A 20539-nucleotide genomic window follows, 5' to 3' on the forward strand; every position below is an offset into this window, starting at 1 on the left:
CGGAATCGATGCCCAGCTCCTTGCCGAACACCAGTCCTCACTCCTGGCAGCAACGCCTGGCCCGCTGGTGGGCCGAGTTCAGTCTGCAGACCAAGCTGCTGGCGGTGGCCACCCTGGTGGTGAGCCTGCTGATGACAGGCATCACCTTCCTCGCCCTCAACGGCATCCAGCGTGATGCCCGCATGAGCGACACCCGCTATGCCCGTGACCTGGGCCTGCTGCTCTCGGCCAATGTGACACCCCTGGTGGCCGAGGGCAACGACCGGGAACTGGCGCAGGTGTCGGAACGCTTCTGGCGCTCCAGCCGCAGCCTGCGCTACATCCTCTTCGCCGATCCCGAAGGAGTGATCTACCTCGGCATTCCGATCGGCAACGGCAGCGGCAACGGCGACCAACTGCTGACCCGCCGCCTGGAGCTGCCCGCCGATATCCAGCGCCGTCCGGACAATCCCCTGGTCCGCCAGCACCTCACCCCCGACGGTCGGGTCACCGACGTGTTCGTGCCGATGGTGAACGACGGCCGGTATCTAGGAGTGCTGGCTCTGGGCATCAACCCCAACGAAACCCTGCTGGCCAGCGCCGCCCTGACGCGGGAGGTGACCGTGGCGGTGTTCATCTCAATCTGGGTGCTGGTGATCCTCGGTGCCGTGTTCAACGCCCTCACGATCACCCAGCCGGTGAAGGAACTGCTCCGAGGCGTGCGTCTGATTGCCAGTGGCACCTTTGAGGCCCGTATTGCGCTGCCGGTGGGTGGCGAACTGGGTGAATTGCTGAATGGCTTCAACACCATGGCGTCCCAGCTGGAGGCCTACAAAGCAGCCAACATCGAAGAGCTCACCGCGGCCCAGGTGAAGCAGCAGTCGCTGATCGCCACCATGGCCGATGGGGCGGTGCTGCTCGATGCCGAAGGCCGGATCGTGCTGGCCAACCCCACGGCCCGGCGTCTGTTCCGCTGGGAAGGGCGCAGCCTGGAGGGCAACGACCTGGAGCGGGAGCTGCCGGAGCGGTTGGCGGTTGAACTGCACGCCCCGCTCGAAAGCCTGATCGGCAACCAGCGCGACAGCACCGATGTTCGCTGCAGCTTCGGCGAGCCACCGCGCACCCTGCGGATCGTGTTGCAATCGGTGCGGGATGCCAGCGGTGAGAGCCTCAAGGGCATCGCCGTAACGATTCAGGATCTCACCCGCGAGGTGGAACTCAACGCGGCCCAGAGCCGCTTCATCAGCAACGTCTCGCACGAACTGCGCACGCCCCTGTTCAACATCAAGAGCTACGTGGAAACCCTCCACGATCTCGGCGATCAGTTGAGTGAAGCCGAGAAGCGCGAATTCCTGGGCATCGCCAACGACGAGACCGATCGGCTGACCCGATTGGTGAACGATGTGCTTGATCTCTCCCGGCTCGAATCCGAGCGGGTCTGGACCCTGGAGCCGCTGGAACTGCCGCCGGCGATCGAGCAGACCCTGCGCACCTACCGCCTGAACGCCGAAGATAAGGGGGTTAATCTGGCCTTCGAGAGCGATCCAACCCTGCCAAGGGTGCTGGGGAACTGGGACCTGCTGCTGCAGGTGCTCGACAATCTGGTGGGCAATGCCCTCAAGTTCACGCCCAAGGGAGGCGGCCTGATGATCCGAGCCTACCCCTGGCCCGATCTCTGCCAGATCGAACCCGGCGAACCTGGCGAAGAGGAGCATCCCCGTTGCACGCTCACCTCCCCATTGCCGCGGTTGCGGATCGAGATCGCTGATACGGGCTGCGGAATCTCAGAAGCGGATCAGGACCGAATCTTCGACCGGTTCTTTCGGGTGGAAAACGCGGTCCACACCGAAGCCGGCACCGGCCTGGGGCTCTCGATCGTCCGCGGCATCATCGACAAGCACGGCAGCCGTATTCACATGGCGAGCGAGATGGGGACCGGCACCACTTTCTGGTTTGATCTGCCTCTAGAGCACTCTGACGACGACGAACTCAGGGTGGCCGGTGAACGCCGCTCGCTCCTGAATGACAGTCTCGCCGGCCAGGCTGTTCTCACGTCGAACAGCTAAGACAGCCCATTCACATTGATCTGGCCTGTGCAGTCTGGCAACTGCGATCATGACGGTCTTCAGAGATCGTCAGTAGTCACACCGCGCACGATACGGGCCAGCTCACTGCGTTCATCGTTGGTGATGCGATGCGGCACACCGGAAATGATCCGCTCAAAGTTCGAGAAGGAATCCTTGATCTCAGGGCCCTGGCCCGTGATCACAAACTCACGGATGCCCTTGTCGTGCCACGAGCCACGCATCTTGAACACGTTGAGAGCGCGGGCCATTTCGCCACGAATCTCGACATACTGCAGAAGCAGAATCGTATCCGTGATTGTGGAGATATGCGAGTCGGTGATCGAGTGGCTACCCATGAATTCCTCTGAGGTATTCGTGAAGAAGCCGGTGATCTCCTCTTGCTTGGCAAAACCGGTGATGCCGATCACAAACTGACGAAACGCGTTATGACTCACTCCCCTGGCCAAGGCTGAAAGCGAATCAATCGCCATGCGTGAAGGCTTGAACTGACTGATTTCTGTCTTGATGATCTGGAGATGATCCTCCAGACCGGTGGACTCGGGATAGGCACAGATGATCTTGAGCAGTCCGTCCTGCTCCATCTGCTCAAAGTCAATTCCCCAGCTGGTCGCGTTGCGCAGCAGCTGAGCCCTTGACTCCTCATAGGCAAACAAGATGGCGCGCTCCTTGCTGCGGCAGCCATCTTCAACGAACTTGCTCACCAGAAGAGTCTTGCCCGTGCCGGTAGCACCGGTAGCGAGAATGATCGAATCCTTGAAGAATCCACCACCGCACATCTCGTCCAGCCGAGGCACCCCGGAACTAACACGCACATTGGAGGAACGCTGGGTCAATCGCATCGCACCCAAGGGGAAGATACTCATGCCATTTCTACCCATCGTGAAAGGAAATTCACCCTTCATATGGGTGGTGCCGCGTAATTTGAGCACCTCCAAGGTGCGGCGGCGACGTTCCCCTTCGAGCACATTTCGGAGAATGATGACATTATCCGAAACGAACTCTTCGACGCCATAGCGAGCGATCGGACCATATTCATCGATCCGCTCGGATGTCATCACAGTCGTGACGCCGATTTCTTTCAGGCGAGCAATCAGGCGAAAAATCTCACGACGCACCACGGACAAGGCATCGTACTGCTGAAAAACCGACGTGATCGAATCGATCGCCACTCGCCGCGCCTTATACTTGCGAATCGCATAGTTAATTCGCTCGATCAATCCAGAAAGATCAAAAGAGCCAGCTACATCTTGACCATCCGGGTCAGGAGAAGCGTCCAATATAAAAAGCTTATCTTGTTCAACTAATTCCTGCATATTCCAGCCAAAACTCGAGGCATTTCGCAGGATATCGAGTGGCGATTCTTCGAAGGTCACGAAGATGCCAGGCTCGTTGAACTGATGGATGCCGTTGTAGAGAAAACTCAGCGACAGCACGGTCTTCCCCGTTCCAGAGGTGCCACTGATCAGCGTGGAACGACCGATCGGCAGACCCCCATGGCAGATGTCATCCAGTCCCTCAATCGCAGTCGGGAGCTTCTGAACCTGCATCTGACTGTGGCTGGGTCGATTCAAATCCTGCATTGACGGGAAGACCTTGTGGAGAGGCTAGGCCGCGAAGGAGCTTGTGGGCCCTTGGGACGTAAAGAGATGTGGGGTTGACAGGGTTGACGCCGATCCGTCCAGAAACGATCAACGCAGAGCCTGCTCCTCAGGAAGGCTCAAAGGGACTCACCCTCAACAATCATGCCCTGTCCCGAGCTGTCGTTCTCAACCTGCCACTCCCCAAAGAGTCTGGGGTCGAGATCCGAAAGCCCTTCTTCGGAGAGCTCCTCATAGAGCAGATCAAGGCCGATCAGCACTCGCTCTCGATCGGACAGATCCCCGATGATGCGGCGCACCGGCGGTGGCAGAATCTTCGAAAGGGTGGGAGTGGCCAGAATTTTATCCTCCTCGGCCAATTGAGGACTCTTGAGTACGTCAATGACTTTGAGGGCATAGACGCCCTTGAACTCCGTTTCAAGAATGTCGCGGAGCGTCCTCAAGGCCCGTATGGAGCTGGGGGTGTTCCCGGCCACATAGAGCTTCAGGATGTAGGTCTTGCGGGGAAGCGTCATTCAGAACTCTCGATCGTCAAGGACTGACTGGCATGGATCTCACTGGACTCGACAAGGGGTTTGGACCCCTGACCGAGGGCGGTGTCGGGAGGAAGGGAGCGGCGGTACATTTCGCATAGATGCGCCATCACATCTAAAAGGGCAATGCGGTAGTCCTGCAGGAAATCATCATCACGGCCCTCCAAACGTACCTTCTTCCAGAGCCCATCAATGAGACTTGTATGAATTTCAACAACTTTGGTGATGGAAAGATCACTGAAGAAGGCTGTATTCACGAAGTTCTCCAGAGCCTGATTGGCGGCGGCTGGGTCCCGGAAATAACTGAGCAGAAGGTCGCGATAGGTGCGCTGCAATGATTGCAACAACTTCTGAGCTTCCTGCTTGGGCAGATTGCGCAGGAAGCGGGCTGCATCCCGCTTGTAGAAAACGCCAAGATAGCCAAGCCGATCCTTGAGGCGATTAGCCAGTTTCCATGCCTCAGGAGTCGGAGCCTCACTGTCAACGGACTGACTGGAGCCGTGAAGCAGGCCTTGCCTGAGAAAGCGCGACACAGCTGCATCAATGCTGTACTTGAGCTGCTCAAGCTGATCGGGCTGGAGGTGCACCTCCGCTTCATGGTATTGACACTGGCCTCCACCCCGTCCGATCACCACGGCCGGCAGCAACAATCCCTGCCTGGCCAAGCTTTGGAGCAGCTCAGAAGTGGTCTCCGTCTGGTCCACCAGGACCACATCGAAGTCTTCAAGGTGGCGATCGAGTTTGGCGATCACATCCGCCTCCGGTGGGATCGGCACAAGCTCGTAACGACCATCCCGCAGCATCTGGGCAGAGGCCTGGGCGAGCTGCTCGTCGCGAACCAGGGAAGCAACCGTGAGGGCCGGCTTGGGCATCGGGCGCGGAACAGGCAGCCTCCGGTGGACCACCGTGAGGGTCAGGTGCGGGCAACCGCATGGTTGCACGGCCATATCTTGACGGCGGGTGGGCCGAACTGTGAGGATCACTCTTTGTTATCCAAATCCCGTGCGCTCAGGCTCCCAATGGCTTAACGCCAGCCTGGCCACGTCCCTGAGCCCATGACCAAGACCGACAACCCTGCGGCGGCGGCCCCCTACGCGATCGTCGAAGCCAGTGGTCAGCAATTCTGGCTGCAACCCAACCGCTACGTGGACCTGGACCGCCTGGCGGCCGAAGTGGACAGCAGCGTGACCCTCGAGACTGTGCTTCTGGTTCATGACGGCAACGCCACCACCCTGGGTCAGCCCTATGTGACCGGTGCCACTGTCGAACTGAAGGTGATGGAACATCGCCGCGGTCCGAAACTGATCGTGTACAAGATGCGTCCCAAGAAAAAGACCCGCCGCAAGAACGGTCACCGGCAGGAGCTCACCCGTGTGATGGTCCAGTCCATCAACCTGGCCGGCAAGCCGATCTCCTGATGCCGCACGCCGATCGCGAGGCTCCGTGAAGTGGCGATCCGCGTTCCACCATCTATCCCTCCTTATTCCCTGACCCCCCATGGCCCACAAGAAAGGCACAGGTTCCACACGGAACGGCCGCGATTCCAATTCCAAGCGCCTTGGCGTCAAGGCCTACGGCGGTGAAGCCGTGAGTGCCGGTTCGATCCTGATCCGCCAGCGGGGCACCTCGGTCCTGCCTGGCGTCAATGTCGGTCGCGGCTCCGACGACACCCTCTTCTCCCTGGTGGATGGAGTGGTGAGCTTCGACAGCATCAAGCGTGGACTGCGCAACCGCAAACGCATCAACGTGGCTGTCGCCTGAAGACCTGGTCAACCCAGACCAAGACCGGCGTCCATGGCCGGGCTTTCTCATGGCCGGCGCGATGTCGCCGGCTTTTTTGGTGGGTGGCGCCGGACGAGCGGCACCAGCACCTCATGCTGCCGGCAGCAATCGATAGGCGCGGGTCGTGATCAGGTAGGGGTGGAACACCTCGAGGAAGCGGCCCTGCAGACGCCGGAAGAAGGCCTCCACCAGGGCGGGATCATCGAAATGGAAGGGATATTCGCCGTCAAAGCCGCGGAAGAAATACCAGTTCAGCAGGGCAATCGCCTCAGGACTCATCCTGGCGGCAAAGCAGTCCAGCTGGCCCGCCGGGTCAGGCAGGTGCTCCAGCACGTCCAGACAGACGATGGTGTCGAACTGTGGCGGCAGGCGTGAATCCTCCAGATCGCGGCAGCAGAGCAGGCGATCCGCCAGCCCCATGCGCTCGGCCCGCCACTGCACGAAAGCCCGGTTGCGGGGATTGAGGTCCACGACACACACCCGATCCACCGCCGGCAGGGCCGCCGCCGCCAGAGCGTGCGTGCCGATGCCGCCGCCGAAATCCAGCACCTGGCCGCGGGCAAAACGCTGCTGCAGGCGCAGGGTGTCGGCGATGTAATCGGCGCTGCCCAGGTGCCAGGCGGCCAGCTCCAGGAGATGCCCATCTCCCACCGTGTCTTCGTAGAAGGCACTGGCCCGCTCCGGGCTGAACCCACCCGGATGCAGTGCCGCCAGCGCATCGGTGCTGCGCGGCATCCGCGCCTCCAGCTCCTCAGGCTGGATCGCCAGGAAGGCAGCCAGCTGGCTGCGCAGATCGAAACCGCTGGCCAGGAACACCTCCAGCCCCAGACCCGACAGGAGCGGTTCCGTCGCGCTTCGGAGGGCAGGATCAGCGACCGGATCGGCGGCAGGCATCGGCAGGGGAACGGACAGCGGCCGCCAACTTAGGGGTGAGGGAAGCCGCAGGGCTCAGGCCGGAAACTGCTCCTGCCCCAACTCAGCCCCGGGACCGGGCACCTCCAGCCAACGGCGCAGCACGGCCACCAGCCCGTAGAAGGGCAGGGTGTCGGCCAGGGCAGCCACCACTTTGAACAGGTAACCGCTGGCGATGAAACTGGCCAGCTGCGGCAGCACTGGCTCCGCCTCCTGCACCGGCAGCACATGGTTGGCGTAGTGGCTGATCAGCACCACCGCCGTGGTGTCCACCAGCTGGCTCACCAGGGTGGAGCCGTTGTTGCGCAGCCACAGGGCACGGCCACCGCTGAAGCGCTTCCAGAAATGGAACAGGCGCACGTCGGTGAACTGGGCGGCCAGGTAGGCCACCATCGAGGCCCCCACCGCCCCGAAGGCGAGCCGGCGCATCTCATAGAACACCGGCAGCTCCGTGCTGCCAGCCCCGACCGCAAGACCGCTGCCGGCACCGGGCACGCCGGCGGCACCACCCCAGCCATCGAGCCCAGGCAGCACGCCCCCCAGCCAGAGGATCAGCACGATCCAGCCGTTCAGCAGCAACCCCACCCAGACCAGCTGGCTGGCCTTCTGCTCCCCCCAGATCTCGCTGATCAGATCGGTGCAGAGAAAGGTGACCGGGTAGGGCAGGGCCCCCACCGCCACCACGATCGGCCAGGAGCCGATCGATCCCAGGGTGAGGAAGCGGGTCAGCCCCAGGATGTTGAGCATCCCCATGGTGCCCAGGAAGAGGCCCGCCAGCACCAGAAACACGAGATCGCGGCGCTGCTGCAGGGTCACGGAGGGCGAGGCGACAACCGTCCCAGGTTGAAGGGAGGACCAGCCGCCGCGCCGGCGCTGACAACGGGACTGTCACAGTCCCTGGCGGCACCCATGCTCCCGTCGTCCGCCCATGTCAGCTGCCCCGCCCTGCGACCCCTGCGGCTTCCTGGTGCTTGACAAGCCCGCCGGGCTCACCTCCCACGGCTGCGTCGCCAGGGTGCGGCGCGCCTACGGCCTGCGGCGGGTGGGCCATGGCGGCACCCTGGATCCGGCCGTGACAGGGGTGCTGCCGCTCGCCCTGGGGGCGGCCACCCGGCTGCTCCCCTATCTGGAGGGCGACAAGACCTACCGCGGCATTGTGCAGCTGGGCCTGCGCACCAGCAGCGATGACCTGGACGGCGCGGTGATCAGCCAAGCGTCGGTTCCGCCCCTCGAAACAGCCGATCTGGAGGCGGCCCTGGCGCCCTTCCGGGGAGCGATTCAGCAGCGGCCTCCCCAGGTCTCGGCGGTGCACGTGGAGGGACAGCGGGCCTATGCGCGGGTGCGCGGCGGCGAGACGCTTGATCTGGCGGCCCGACAGGTGCGGATCGAGCAGCTGGACCTGCTCGGCTGGGACCCCGGCAGCAGCCGTCTGGAGCTGGCGGTGACCTGTGGCGCCGGCACCTACATCCGCGCCCTGGCCCGCGATCTGGGCGAGGCCCTGGGCTGTGGGGGCTGCCTGGCCCAGTTACGCCGCACCGCTGCTCTTGGGTTCGACCTCCGGCAGGCGGTGAACCTGGAGCAGCTGGAAGCAGAGGCATTGCCCAAACTGCTCGATCCGCTGGCGGCCCTGACGCACCTGCCGCAGCAGCGGCTCGATCCGGCAGCCTGGCCAGGCTGGCGCTGCGGCCGGGCCTTCGCCGCCGCCGAAGACCATCCAGGCGGGCGGGCCGTGGCGGTGCTCAGCCCGGATGGCAATCTGGCCGGCATGGCCAGGGCCGATGGGCAGGGTCTGCTGCAACCGAAGCTGGTGTTCGATGCCGCTGGTTGAGCCCCGCCCAGTCTTGGCCGTTTCCCCCTTCCGTTTCCCCTTCTGATCGATGGCCGGCCACAGCAAATGGGCCCAGATCAAGCGCAGCAAGGCTGTGGTGGATGCCAAGCGCGGGGCGGTGTTCACCCGCCTGGGCCGCGAGATCATGGTGGCGGCCCGGGGCGGCGCCGATCCGGCCGGAAATTTCCAGCTGCGCACCGCCATCGAGAAGGCCAAGGCGGCGGGAGTGCCTAACAACAACATCGATCGGGCCATCCTCAAGGGCTCCGGTCAGCTGAGTGGCGAGGGCGACCAGTTCGAAACGGTGCGCTACGAGGGCTACGGCCCCGGCGGCGTTGCCGTTCTGATCGAGGCCTTCACCGACAACCGCAACCGCACCGCCGCCGACGTGCGGCTGGCCTTCGGCAAACATGGTGGCAACCTGGGGGAGACAGGCTGTGTGGGCTACCTGTTCGAGCAGCGGGCTGTCGTGCGCCTCGAGTCGACCGTGAGCAGCAGCAGCCGGGAGTCGAAGCGAGCGGCCACCGCGGGGGCGGGCCAAGCGGCCAGCAGCCCCGCCAGCCTGGATGAGGAGAGCCTGCTCGATCGGTTGCTGATGCTGGAAGAGAGCGGCGGACCGGCAGTGAGCGGCTACGAGATCGAGGCTGGTGCTGCCGAGGTGTTCGGAGACTTTGCGGATCTCGAGGCCCTGCAGGACGGTCTGGGGCAGCTCGGCCTGCCGGTGCTCAGCTGGGAACACCGCTGGATTCCCCAGACCAGCTGCCACCTCGACGACCCGGAACAGCTGCGCGCCTGTCTGCGCATGCTCGACGCGCTTGAGGAGCTCGACGACGTGCGCAGTGTCACCGCGAACCTTGAGGCCGACGCCGACCTCCTGGAGGCCATCGCAGCCTGAGTTCAACCATCGAGGGCCGCCTGGTCGACCACCAGGGTGCAATCGGGATGACGACGCAACCAACTGGCCGGCAGCTGGGCCGAGGCGGGCTCCTGGAGCAGCCGACGGAGCACGGCGGCTTTGGCCGCGCCGGTGACCACCAGCACGAGGCGACGGGCGGCCAGGATCTCCACCAGCCCGAGGGTGATCGCCCGGGTCGGCACCGCGGTCGCATCACCACCGAACGCGGCGGCATTCTGAAGGCGTGTCGCCGCGCTCAGGTGCAGACATCGGCAGCGGGACTCCGGGCTGCAGGGAGGTTCGTTGAAGCCCACATGGCCATTGAGGCCCAGCCCCAGAAGCTGCAGACCGATCCCCCCGGCAGCTGCAACCGCGGCGGCATAGCGCTGGGCTTCCGCCTGGGGATCGGGCGCCGTGCCATCAGGAAGCCGCACCGCACCGACCTCCAGACCGAGAGGGCCGACCAGATGGCGGGCCATCTCCGCCATGAAGGAACGGGGATCGGCCGCGGCCAGGCCCACATACTCATCGAGGTTGAAGCTGAGCCAGCCCCTGCGAAGCCGCGCCTGATCGACTGGTGGCTGGCCAGCCACGCGCTCGACCAGGCGGGCATAGATCGGCTCCATCGTGCGACCGGTGGCCAGACCGAGGGGCCTTGACCCGCCGACTTGCGACTGAAGACGATCGTCCAGAACGGCCTTGCTCACCCAATCAGCCACCGCTGCGGCATCGCGCTGGGCCACAAGCTGGAACGTCGTCACCCGCTCACTGGGGGAAGGGCCGAAGCTCAGCACCCCGGTAGTAATGCCGCAGGATCTGGTCATAACTGCTGCCCTGACGGGCCATGCCCAAGGCCCCCCACTGACTCATCCCCACACCGTGGCCGAAGCCACGTCCGATCGCCAGGATGGCGGGCTGGGGAACCTGCAACGGCAGGGCCGGCATCACCGGAATCATGCGCGGACCAGCTGGATTGCCACTGGCTGAGTCCACCGGAGAACCGTTTCCATCGGACCCCTGTGGGGAGGAGAAGGCCACCGGAGAGGGTGGTGGGGCCACCGGCAGGGCCGCGATCTCCGGCTGCAGCAGCTCAAACCGCACCATGGTGCTGCGCAATCCGAGCCGGCTGCGCAGATCGGCACCGCTCACGAGCAAGCTGCCACTCGGCCCCGTGATCCGCGCCTGGCGGACCCGGCCGGAGCTGGTGGTGGAGACCACTTCAATGCGGTTGACGCCACGGGTCTCGGGAAAGGCCTTGCGCAACTGCTCCGGTTCGAGACGGAGCTGCCAGTGGCTCACCGGGCTGCTGTCGTCGAAGTCCGGCACGCTCACCAGGTAGGGGAGCTGCTGGCGCCAGAGATCACCGCTGTTCTCGGTGGCTCCGCCGCTGCTGCTGTGGAACACGGCGGTGATCAGGTTATTGCCATGCAGCAGAACCTGAGACCGGGTGCTGGCCACAGCCTCGCGGGTGGACGAGGTTTCCGCCTCCACGCCCTTGTACACCTGACTGGCGACGGTGGCCTTGAGGTCGAAGGGGTCCTTGGGGCGGCGTTGCTGCAAGGCATAGGTGCGAGCCGCCACCGCCTGGGCACGCAGGGCCTCCAACGGCCAGCTGGCCGGCATCTCACTCCCCACCACGCTGGGCAGATAACTCTCGATGCCAATCACATTGATCGCCTGCAGCCGCGAGCCGCGACTGAGCAGGCGCAGACGACCCCGGTAGGGCTTGCTCTGCAGCAGGAATGCGCCATCAACGTCCGATCCGGACGGACCGCCTGCCCCGCCGGCCGTGGGGAGCGGCTCAATCCAGAGCTCAGACAGAGGCAGCGTGCGGGGGGGCTGGGGAGAGCTCGCTGTGAGGGATTCCGTCCGCAGCGCCGTGGCGGTGGCGCTGAGACGCAGGACAGTGCCGGGCTTCAGTTGCAGCAGCTCGCGGCCACGGACATCGGCGATACGCAAAGGAGCGACAGAGGCAGCGATCTCAAGACTGGATCCCTCCTTCAACAGGATCCGCAGCTGCGGCTCAGCCGTTCGGGCCTGAACAGCCACCGGGGGCACCAGTGCCACCAGGGGGAGAGCAACCACAGGACAGGCGGCGGTCAACAGGGACAGCGGCGCCAGGATCCTCAGGGGCGGTTTCGACCACATCGGCGTGGGCAGCGCTAGGAAGACGGGCCCATTGTGCGGAGTCCGCAGGGAAGGGGCCAGGCGGCGGCTGTGGAACCGGCCGACCCAGCGGCGACGTGGCAGCATCCAGATCAAAGGCTGGGTGCCGTGCAGGTCACGTTTCTGGGAACCAGTTCCGGTGTGCCCACGCGCGCGCGCAATGTGTCGGCCGTGGCCCTGCGGCTGCCGCAGCGCAGCGAGCTGTGGCTGTTCGACTGCGGCGAAGCGACGCAGCATCAGTTCCTGCGCAGTGAGCTGCGGGTGTCGCAGCTGAGCCGGATCTTCATCACCCACATGCACGGCGACCACGTCTTCGGATTGCCGGGCCTGCTGGCCAGCCTGGGTCTGGCCGGCAGCTGCAGCGGGGTGGACCTCTACGGTCCCGATCCCCTGCGCGACTACCTCGAAGGGGTGCTGCGCACCTCCTCCACCCGGATCGGCTACCCGCTCCGCACCCACCGGGTGCGCGAAGCGGCCCAGAGCGGCGCTGTGCTGCTGGACGACGACGACCTCTGCGTGCGCTGCACGCCCCTGACCCACCGGGTACCGGCCTACGCCTATCGCGTCGATCAGAAGCCGCGGCCGGGGCGCTTCGACGTGGAGAAGGCCCGGGCCCTCGGCATCCCACCGGGTCCGATCTATGCCGAACTGAAGGCCGGCCGGAGCATCCGGCTCGAGAACGGTGAACATATCGACGGCGCCAGCCTGTGTGGACCGGAGCGGCCGGGCTGCAGCGTGGTCTATTGCACCGACACCGTGTTCAGCGAAGCGGCCGTGGAGCTGGCCAAGGGCGCCGACCTGCTGATTCATGAGTCCACCTTTTCGCATGGGGAGGCCGATCTCGCCTTCGCCAGGCAGCATTCCACCAGCACCATGGCGGCCCAGACGGCCCTGGCAGCCGGCGTGAAGCGTCTGGCGCTCACCCACCTGAGCCCGCGCTACATGCCCGGCAACCCGATGACGCCCGATGACCTGCTGGCCGAAGCACGGGCGATCTTCCCGGAGACGGTGATCGCCAGAGACTTCCTCACCCTCGACGTCGCCGCACCCGAACCTGCCGCAGACAGCAACGACCAACCCCAGCAGACAGGGGCCGCGAAGCAGGCCAAAACCCACAAAAGCAGCCGTTCAACAGCACCGCTGCAGGGGTAAAACCTGCAACAGTTCTTGATTCCCTGCCGGGGAACCCTTCCCCCGTGATACAAGGTCTCAGGTGCGGTGACACCCGCCATTTCGCCGGCTTTCTCCATGGCCCCTCTCCTCTCCTCAGCCCTACGCGCCCTTGTCCGGACCGCGCTGGTCCTGCCCCTGGCGCTGCTGGTCTGCTTCGGTGGCCCCGCGCTTGCCGCCCAGTGGGATGCCGACACGCTCACCGTACCGGTATCGGCAGATGGCAGCACCGTGACCTTCAGCGAACGGGACATCAAGACCGGCCGCAAACTGTTCAACGATTCCTGCGGCACCTGCCATGCCGGCGGCATCACCAAGACCAACCAGAATGTGGGCCTGGATCCCGAAACGCTGGCCTTGGCCACACCTCCCCGCGACTCGGTCGATGCACTGGTCGACTACATGAAGGATCCCACCTCCTATGACGGCGAATACAGCATTTCCGACGTGCACCCCAGCCTGCGCAGCAGTGACGTTTTCGTGAAGATGCGTGACCTGGATGATGAAGACCTTCGCCTGATCGCCGGTTACATCCTGGTGGCCCCGAAAGTTCAGGGCATTCAGTGGGGCGGCGGCAAGATCTACTTCTGAAGATTGCGAGAAGAGTCTCCGGACTTCAGAGCAACATCATCATCTGCCCCGACCGAAACTGCGATCGGGGCAATTTTTTTGAACCATGCCATCGCCCGAACCATTCCCCAGGAGGAGCAACTATGCCCCCGCTGGTTGTTGCTGTTGCTGTTGCAGTGGAGGAGGCGTTGGCGGTGGGACTGGCGGTTGATGATTGGCCGCATCCCAGGAGGTTGAAAGTTTGCTGTACCACCACTCCTGGAGGGCAGGGGCCAGCCGCTGGGGAAACAGCGTGATCACGGTGCGGGTGGGACGGGATCCCGGCTGCAGCAATTCCACCACATAGGACGGGCAGCGCCTCGCCGCCAGATCGGCCACGAAACGGCGGCCGATCCGCCGCCAACTGGGCTCCTTGCTACGCCAGGCCAGGCGGCAGCAGGGCCATGGCAGCTCTTCGCGATCGAACAGACGGCAGCAGGGGCCGAGGACCCGGAAGCTGTACTGTCCGCCTGGACTGCCGTGCTCAGTGCCGGGATCCAGAAGGACATGAACCTGCTGGGACATCAAAAAGCCACCCCGAAAGGTGGCAGGAGAGAACGGAATGGGAACCCGAGAACTCAGAAGCAAGAGGCCTGGAAACCAGACAGATCACAACTGATCTCGAGCCACTAGCTAGATGTGAACAGCCCTTTGGCGGCAGCAGTGCCGTTGGAGGGCTGCTTGTCCGACATGGAGCGGGAACCTGACGGAGGCCCCGCAGAGAAAGCTCAGTAGAGCTCTTCTTCGGAGTGGGTCTTGATGGTGCAGTCGCTGGTGGGGTAAGCCACACAGGTCAGCACGAAGCCAGCTTCGATCTGGTCGTCGTCGAGGAAGCTCTGATCAGACTGGTCCACGGTGCCGGAGGTCAGCTTGCCTGCGCAGGTGGAGCAGGCGCCGGCGCGGCAGGAGTAGGGGAGATCAACACCCTGCTCTTCGGCTGCATCGAGGATGTACTGGTCGTCAGGAACCTCGATGGTCTTGTTGAGGCCCTCGCTCTCGTTGATGAGGGTGACCTTGTAGGAAGCCATGAATGGGGTTGGAGCTGACAGGAGACATGGTCATCCGCAACGGAACGACCCGGCCTGTAGGACAGCCCATTCATACATCCGCCGCCGCTGATTCCCGGTGATTTGGATTGGGCGGCGTGGGAAGGCCAATCAAAGGCAGGTCACAGATCAGCGTGCCTTATGCAACATCCGGTCGCCGGCGGATGGTGAGCAGCCCCCACTGGCTCTGGCTGGCCGTGAGCTCGGCCTGCCAGCCGGCCCCGGCCAGAGCGTCCTCCAGAGCCGGCACCTGCTCCACCAGCAGGCCGCTGAGCAGGCCCACCCCATCGGCCGCCAGCAGGCGATCGAACGCAGGACAGAGCGCCTCGATCACCGGCGCCAGGATGTTGCAGAGCAGCAGATTGGCCGGCACACCCTCCAGCAACGCCTCAAGGGCTTCCACGGAGCCCTCCGCCACCCGCACCACGCCGCCTGGAGCCAGGGGGAGGCCGTTGAGCGCCGCGTTCTCCGCTGTGGCCCGCACCGCCAGCGGATCGGTGTCGCTGGCAGCCAGAGCGGCAGCTCCGAGCCGCAGGGCACCGAAACCGAGGATGCCGCTGCCGCAGCCGAGGTCGGCGACCCGCCAGCCCGCCAGAGATCCGGCCCCTGGATCCTGCATCGCCAGGCGTTCCATCGCCTCAAGGCAGAGGCGGGTGGTGGGGTGACTGCCGGTGCCGAAGGCACTGCCCGGATCAATCCTGATCACCAGACGCTGCCCAAACTCCGGCGGCACCTCCAGCCAGGCCGGCAGGATCAGCAGCCGCTCCCCGATCGGATCGGCCTGCCAGTGCTGCTTCCAGCTCAGGCTCCAGTCCTCCTCATCCTGGCGGTGCCAATCGAGCGGAGGAAGGGCCAGATCAAACGGTTCACCCAGGGCGGCCAGGGCCCGCTCCAGCTCAGCGCGCTGCGGCGCCGGCCAGTCGATCTCCGGCAACCAGGCCACAAGCCGATGCTGCTCAGGCGTGTCGGGATGGGACTGGATCGCCACCCGTCCCACCCCGAGGGTCTGGAGCTTCCAGAGGAGCGATTCCTCCAGTTCGGCTGGAGCATCCATCTCCAGGCGCCACCAGGTGAGAGTCATCGGGTCACGGAACCGCCTTGCACCCGCCAGCCTCCTTCAGCGGCGCCCCCAGGCCCTCAGAGGGTGACCGGATAGGCCTCCTGGACGCCGTTGATCGTGTGAATCGTCGCCAGCAGGCTGGGAGGGATCGGATCGTCGAGGCTGAGCACCATCACGGCATCGCCACGCACGATGCGGCGGCCCACCTGCATCGAGGCGATGTTGACGTTGTGCTCTCCCAGCAGCGATCCCAGCTGGCCAATGATGCCCGGCATGTCCCGGTGGCGGGTGAACAGCATGTGGTGGCTGGGAGCCACGTTCACCGGGAATTCGTCGATGGTGACCACCCGCAGTTCGCCATCGGCGAACACGGCACCGGTCACACAGTGATTGCCACTGGAACTGCGCGACACCAGCTGCAGGGACCCCCCGGCGAAGTCGCGGCTGCCATCGTCCTTCACCTCCAGCACGTGGATGCCACGGGCCTTGGCCTCGAGGCTGGCATTGACGTAGTTGATGCTGTCGCCCAGGGCGGTGGACAGCACCCCCTTGAGCGCCGCCACCACCAGGGGCTGGGCCGGATGGGCCGCAAAGTCGCCCTGCAGCCGCACTTCCAGCTCGCTGATCTGGCCGCCGGCCAGCTGGCTGATCAGCTGACCCAGGGTTTCGGCCAGCTGCAGGTGGGGCTTGAGCTGCTCCATCACCTCAGCATTGAGGCCCGGGATGTTGACGGCGCTGCGGGCCGGCAGGCCCAGCAACACATCACGGATCTGCTCGGCCACGTCGATGGCCACGTTTTCCTGCGCCTCCTCGGTGGACGCCCCCAGGTGGGGCGTGAGGATCAGCCGTTCCTTCACCCCCCGCAACGGGGAATCGGCCACGAGGGGCTCCTTGGCGTACACATCCAGAGCGGCGCCGGCGATCACCCCCTGCTCCACCGCCTCCGCCAGGGCGGCCTCATCGACGATGCCGCCGCGGGCGCAGTTGACCAGTCGGGCCGTGGGTTTCATCGTGCGCAGCAGCTCCGCATTCACCAGGTTTTCGGTATCCGGCGTGCGGGGCAGGTGGAGGGTGATGTAGTCGGCCTCCGCAAACAGCTGGGGCAGGGGCAGCAGCTTCACCTGCATCTGCTGGGCCCGTTCGGCCGACACAAATGGGTCGTAGGCCACCACCTCCATGCCCATCGCCCGCGCCACCCGGGCCACATGGGAACCGATCTTGCCGAGTCCCACCACGCCGAGCGTCTTCTTGTAGAGCTCGTTGCCCACGTACTTCTTGCGGTCCCAGCCGCCGGCCATGGTGCTGGCGTGGGCATGGGGCACATGACGCGAGAGCGACAGCAGCAGGGCCAGGGCCTGTTCGGCCGCCGCGATCGTGTTCCCCTCCGGTGAGTTCACCACCAGCACGCCGCGCTTGGTGGCGGCCGGCACATCGACGTTGTCGACGCCCACGCCGGCCCGACCGATGATCCGCAGCTTGTCGGCTGCCGCGATCACCTCCGCGGTGACCGTGGTGCCCGAACGGATCATCAGGGCGTCGTAGTCGCCGATGACCTGCTGCAGCTCCTCCGGCGACAGGCCCGTGCGCACATCCACCTGAGCCACCTGGGAGAGGATGTCGATCCCCGCCTGATCGATGGGATCGGAAACCAGAACCTTTGTCATCACCCGGCGTGCGAAAGGGAGGCCCGCGGTGGCGAGAAGCGCGATGCCGTGGCCGGCGGTGCAGTGTAGTGAGCAGGGAGAATCAGACCGGTAACGCGTCGCCGCCAGTGGCGGGGAGAGACGGCATGGCGACATGTGTGGTGGTGCTCAACGACCGCAAGCGGCTGCATCAGCTGCGGGATCGGCTGGCGGCCCTGTCAGCGCCTCCGGTGCTGCTGCTGGCGATCGGTGAGGGGGAAGCGGATCTGGCGGGGGTGGAACGGCTGGATCCGGCAACCACCCGGCGGCGGCGTCAGCGGTCGATGGTCCGCTGGCTGCTGCCGTTCGGCTTCTTCGCGGGCTTCACCTTCACCTTCGTGGCGGATCTCGACACCTTCGCCTTCGCCGGTAGCTGGGGCAATCACCTGATCGGCGGCCTGCTGGGTCTGATTTCGGGCTGGATGGGCAGCTTCGCCGCCGCTGCCAGCGTGGCCTCCGACGACGACGACCGGATCCGCACCCTGCGCAACCGGGTGGGCGAGGGCCACTGGCTGCTGCTGGCCGAAACCCGCGGAGCCCAGGAACTCCCCTGGAGCGTGGTGCAACAGGCCAAGCCGATGGCCGTGATTCAGCTGGAGGACAACTCCTGAACCCCTCGACAGCGCGCTCTCACAACTGATCCATCGAACCGCCATGGTGTTGCCCCGCAAGGCCCTGCTCGAGGGCAGCCGTTATCCCGAGGCGCTGAACCCCCTGATCGATGCCGCCGAGCAGGCCCTGCGCACCTGGGAGCCGGTCTGGAGCGCCATCGTGGCCGCACCGGTCCGGGAAGAGGCCGAGCAGCGCCTCGGCGAACTGGCCGACCTGGATCTCCAGAGCTGGGGCGGCTTCGCGGGGGCAGAGCGGCGGCGGTTGGTGCTGCAGCGCCGCGAGGCGGTGCAGCCGATCGACAATCTGCCGGCGGGCCTGGCCGGCCTGGAGATCAGCGGCAACTTTCTGTTCGATCCCGCCTCGATCGACGACCTCCAGGCCGGCCTGCAGGCCGCCGGCCTGGAGGACCAGGAGCGCGGCGATCTCTGGTTGCGCGGCGACCGGGGGGGGCAAGCGGTGGTCACTGCGGCCGCAGCCGAACGGCTGCATGAGCAGCAGGGGCTGGTGCGCACGGTGGCGGTGCGTTTCGAGGCCCGGCCCCTCAACACCCTGCAATTGCCGACCCGACGCCAGCCGCGCCAGATCAGCGTGGTGGAGGCGTCGATGCGGCTTGATGCCGTGGGTTCGGCCGGGTTCGGGGTCTCCCGCAACCGCATGGCCGACGCGATCCGCCAGGGACTGGTGCGGCTCAACTGGCAACCGGTGAGCAGCCCCAGCAAGGAGCTGGCGCCAGGGGATCGGGTGCAGTGGCACAGCCGCGGTGAGCTGGAGATCCAGGCGGCCAGCCCCACCCAGAGGGGTCGGATCCGGATCGGGCTGCTGCGCCGCTGAGCCCATTGGTGGCTCACCACGGCGATCGTTCCAGGTGAAGAGCAGCTCTGCGTGAAGACAGCTGCACGGGCGATGCGCATCAAGGGTGTTGCGCGTCAGGGCCCAGTACTGCCGGCTGCTAAGTTGCTGCCGCTGGAGACAAACCGCTCCCCCGGGACCTCACCTTCCGGGCGGCTGCATCTTCCAACACCAAGGGGCGATTAGCTCAGAGGTAGAGCACTACCTTGACACGGTAGGAGTCACTGGTTCGATTCCAGTATCGCCCATTTCTTTCCTTTACCCTTCCAATGACTGCCGCGGCTTGTCCCCTCACCGTGGTGGTCGGTCTGGGTCGATCCGGCAGGGGCGCAGCCATGCTGCTGCATCGCCTCGGCGAGCCCGTACTGGTTCTGGACAGCGGCCAGAGCCCTGACCTTGAGGAGCACGCCAGCCTGTTGAGGGCCGAAGGCATCGCCGTGCGGCTGGGGTGCCCGCTCACCAGCGCCACCTTCGACGACATTCAGGCACCTCTGGGCAAGGTGATCGTGAGCCCGGGCATCCGATGGGACCATCCCGTCCTTCAACAACTGCGCCAGGACGGGGTGAGCATTCAGGGCGAGATGGTTCCGGCCTGGATGGCCACGGCCGCAGTGCCCTGGATCGGCATCACGGGCACCAACGGCAAGACCACCGTCACCCAGCTGGTGCACCATCTGCTCACCCAGGCGGGCCTGGATGCCCCCCAGTGCGGCAACGTGGGGTTCTCCGCAGCGGAAGTGGCCCTGGAGCGCTGCGCCGGCGGCGCCTCGACACCGCCGGACTGGCTGGTGGTGGAACTGAGCAGCTACCAGATCGAAGCGGCACCGCAGCTGGCCCCCCGCATCGGCCTCTGGACCACCCTGACGCCCGATCACCTCGAGCGCCACGGCACGCTGGACAACTACCGCGCCATCAAGCGCAGCCTGCTGGAGCGCAGCCAGCTTCCCATCCTCAACGCCGACGACCCGGATCTGCGGGCTCACGCTCCGAGCTGGGATCGGGGCCACTGGGTCACGGCGGGCCCCCGCCACGAGCTGCCCGCCGACCTCGCGGCCAGCCTCTGGATTGAAGGCGGAATGGTCTGCAATGCCAGCGGGCCCCTGCTGGCGGCCGACAGCCTGGCCATGCCCGGTGCCCATAACCGCCAGAATCTGGTGCTGGCCACCGCCGTGGGCCTGGAGGTCGGGCTGAGCGGCTCCGTGATGGAGGCCGCCTTCCGTACGTTCCCCGGGGTTCCTCACCGGCTGGAGCGGGTGCGGGAGCAGGGCGGTGTGACCTACTACAACGACAGCAAGGCCACCAACTATGACGCCGCCGAAGTCGGCCTGCGGGCCCTGGAGGGGCCGCTGGTGGTGCTTGCCGGCGGCCAGTCCAAGATCGGCGAAGCCGGCGGCTGGATCGCCGAACTGCGGCGTCAGGCCTTCGCGGTGGTTCTCTACGGCGCGGCCCGGCCGGAGTTCCGGCAACTCCTGGAGGCGGCCGGTTACGGCGGTGAACTGCATGAACAGGAGGGCCTGGAGCAGGCCGTGCCCCTGGCGGCAGAGCTGGCCCGGCGCGGAGGTTGCCGGGCGGTTCTGCTGTCACCGGCCTGCGCCAGCTTCGACCAGTACAGCGATTTCGAAGCCCGCGGTGATCACTTCCGCCGCTGCGTCGAAGCGCTCTGACACCACCGGCTCAGCACCGTCAGCCCCCCCCCGCACGCCATAAGCGGTCTGCACGCCATGATCCCTT

Annotated in this window: 20 protein-coding genes, 1 tRNA gene and 1 pseudogene; 11 read left to right on the plus strand and 11 right to left on the minus strand. The window is 65.4% G+C overall.

What is annotated here, in order from left to right; translation table 11 throughout:
* Positions 1 to 8: 8 nt before the first annotated feature.
* Positions 9 to 2045: a two-component system sensor histidine kinase NblS gene (gene nblS / locus H8F26_RS00605; RefSeq protein ID WP_231598000.1), complete on the plus strand. Its 2037-nt coding sequence runs from the start codon at positions 9 to 11 to the stop codon at positions 2043 to 2045.
* A gap of 59 nt (positions 2046 to 2104) precedes the next feature.
* On the opposite strand, the gene kaiC is transcribed toward nblS, so the two are convergent.
* The 3 genes from kaiC to H8F26_RS00620 all read right to left on the minus strand — a co-directional run bounded on the left by kaiC (position 2105) and on the right by H8F26_RS00620 (position 5000).
* Positions 2105 to 3613, minus strand: coding sequence for a circadian clock protein KaiC (gene kaiC / locus H8F26_RS00610; protein ID WP_231598001.1), 1509 nt, complete (start codon positions 3611 to 3613; stop codon positions 2105 to 2107).
* Between the two features lie 170 nt (positions 3614 to 3783).
* Positions 3784 to 4179 carry a circadian clock protein KaiB gene (gene kaiB / locus H8F26_RS00615; RefSeq protein WP_231605384.1) on the minus strand — a complete coding sequence of 132 codons (396 nt, stop codon included), beginning with the start codon at positions 4177 to 4179 and terminating at the stop codon, positions 3784 to 3786.
* A complete protein-coding gene (locus H8F26_RS00620) occupies positions 4176 to 5000 on the minus strand; it encodes a circadian clock protein KaiA (RefSeq protein ID WP_322758434.1) in 825 nt (274 codons plus the stop codon). Before H8F26_RS00620 ends, kaiB begins: the two co-directional genes overlap by 4 nt.
* Positions 5001 to 5252: 252 nt before the next feature.
* Between H8F26_RS00620 and rplU the strand changes: the two genes are divergently transcribed.
* Positions 5253 to 5615, plus strand: coding sequence for a 50S ribosomal protein L21 (rplU, locus tag H8F26_RS00625; RefSeq protein ID WP_197156757.1), 363 nt, complete (start codon positions 5253 to 5255; stop codon positions 5613 to 5615).
* Between the two features lie 79 nt (positions 5616 to 5694).
* On the plus strand, positions 5695 to 5958 hold the full coding sequence (gene rpmA / locus H8F26_RS00630) for a 50S ribosomal protein L27 (RefSeq protein WP_197156758.1): 264 nt from the start codon (positions 5695 to 5697) through the stop codon (positions 5956 to 5958).
* Positions 5959 to 6069: 111 nt separating this feature from the next.
* Here the strand turns inward: rpmA and H8F26_RS00635 are convergent, their stop codons facing one another.
* Complete coding sequence (locus H8F26_RS00635) at positions 6070 to 6873, minus strand: bifunctional 2-polyprenyl-6-hydroxyphenol methylase/3-demethylubiquinol 3-O-methyltransferase UbiG (RefSeq protein ID WP_197156759.1); 804 nt, start codon at positions 6871 to 6873, stop codon at positions 6070 to 6072.
* Positions 6874 to 6927: 54 nt separating this feature from the next.
* On the minus strand, positions 6928 to 7707 hold the full coding sequence (locus H8F26_RS00640; protein WP_197156760.1) for a queuosine precursor transporter: 780 nt from the start codon (positions 7705 to 7707) through the stop codon (positions 6928 to 6930).
* A gap of 112 nt (positions 7708 to 7819) precedes the next feature.
* Here H8F26_RS00640 and truB point away from each other — a divergent pair, with 112 nt between their 5' ends.
* Positions 7820 to 8719 carry a tRNA pseudouridine(55) synthase TruB gene (gene truB, locus H8F26_RS00645; protein WP_197156761.1) on the plus strand — a complete coding sequence of 300 codons (900 nt, stop codon included), beginning with the start codon at positions 7820 to 7822 and terminating at the stop codon, positions 8717 to 8719.
* Positions 8720 to 8768: 49 nt separating this feature from the next.
* Entirely contained in the window at positions 8769 to 9614 is an 846-nt protein-coding gene (locus tag H8F26_RS00650; protein ID WP_197156762.1) for a YebC/PmpR family DNA-binding transcriptional regulator, read from the plus strand.
* Between the two features lie 2 nt (positions 9615 to 9616).
* On the opposite strand, the gene H8F26_RS00655 is transcribed toward H8F26_RS00650, so the two are convergent.
* Positions 9617 to 10375, minus strand: a complete 759-nt coding sequence (locus H8F26_RS00655) for a glucosamine-6-phosphate deaminase (RefSeq protein ID WP_370594658.1) — start codon at positions 10373 to 10375, stop codon at positions 9617 to 9619.
* A gap of 4 nt (positions 10376 to 10379) precedes the next feature.
* Positions 10380 to 11717, minus strand: a complete 1338-nt coding sequence (locus H8F26_RS00660) for a SpoIID/LytB domain-containing protein (protein WP_231605385.1) — start codon at positions 11715 to 11717, stop codon at positions 10380 to 10382.
* 171 nt (positions 11718 to 11888) lie between these two features.
* On the opposite strand from H8F26_RS00660, the pseudogene rnz reads away from it, so the two are divergent.
* A pseudogene (gene rnz / locus H8F26_RS00665) lies at positions 11889 to 12821 on the plus strand (ribonuclease Z); the annotation flags it as partial.
* 207 nt (positions 12822 to 13028) lie between these two features.
* Complete coding sequence (psbV, locus tag H8F26_RS00670; RefSeq protein WP_197158883.1) at positions 13029 to 13541, plus strand: photosystem II cytochrome c-550; 513 nt, start codon at positions 13029 to 13031, stop codon at positions 13539 to 13541.
* A gap of 120 nt (positions 13542 to 13661) precedes the next feature.
* On the opposite strand, the gene H8F26_RS00675 is transcribed toward psbV, so the two are convergent.
* The 4 genes from H8F26_RS00675 to serA form a co-directional block, all read right to left on the minus strand.
* Positions 13662 to 14084 (minus strand): hypothetical protein, encoded by a 423-nt coding sequence (locus H8F26_RS00675; RefSeq protein ID WP_197156766.1) that lies wholly within the window; start codon positions 14082 to 14084, stop codon positions 13662 to 13664.
* Between the two features lie 203 nt (positions 14085 to 14287).
* On the minus strand, positions 14288 to 14587 hold the full coding sequence (locus H8F26_RS00680) for a ferredoxin (protein WP_197156767.1): 300 nt from the start codon (positions 14585 to 14587) through the stop codon (positions 14288 to 14290).
* Positions 14588 to 14744: 157 nt separating this feature from the next.
* Positions 14745 to 15686 carry a 50S ribosomal protein L11 methyltransferase gene (gene prmA, locus H8F26_RS00685; protein WP_197156768.1) on the minus strand — a complete coding sequence of 314 codons (942 nt, stop codon included), beginning with the start codon at positions 15684 to 15686 and terminating at the stop codon, positions 14745 to 14747.
* Positions 15687 to 15742: 56 nt separating this feature from the next.
* Positions 15743 to 17329: a phosphoglycerate dehydrogenase gene (gene serA / locus H8F26_RS00690; RefSeq protein ID WP_197156769.1), complete on the minus strand. Its 1587-nt coding sequence runs from the start codon at positions 17327 to 17329 to the stop codon at positions 15743 to 15745.
* A 125-nt stretch (positions 17330 to 17454) separates the two neighbouring features.
* On the opposite strand from serA, the gene H8F26_RS00695 reads away from it, so the two are divergent.
* From H8F26_RS00695 to murD, 4 genes are all read left to right on the plus strand, one after another.
* On the plus strand, positions 17455 to 17958 hold the full coding sequence (locus H8F26_RS00695) for a hypothetical protein (RefSeq protein ID WP_197156770.1): 504 nt from the start codon (positions 17455 to 17457) through the stop codon (positions 17956 to 17958).
* A 43-nt stretch (positions 17959 to 18001) separates the two neighbouring features.
* Entirely contained in the window at positions 18002 to 18790 is a 789-nt protein-coding gene (locus H8F26_RS00700) for a photosystem II S4 domain protein (RefSeq protein ID WP_370594659.1), read from the plus strand.
* A 194-nt stretch (positions 18791 to 18984) separates the two neighbouring features.
* Positions 18985 to 19056: transfer RNA gene (locus H8F26_RS00705), tRNA-Val, on the plus strand.
* A gap of 21 nt (positions 19057 to 19077) precedes the next feature.
* Positions 19078 to 20472, plus strand: a complete 1395-nt coding sequence (murD, locus tag H8F26_RS00710; RefSeq protein WP_197156771.1) for a UDP-N-acetylmuramoyl-L-alanine--D-glutamate ligase — start codon at positions 19078 to 19080, stop codon at positions 20470 to 20472.
* Positions 20473 to 20539 lie beyond the last annotated feature (67 nt).

The sequence above is a fragment of the Synechococcus sp. CBW1006 genome (assembly GCF_015840525.1).
Taxonomy (GTDB): Bacteria; Cyanobacteriota; Cyanobacteriia; order PCC-6307; family Cyanobiaceae; genus CBW1002.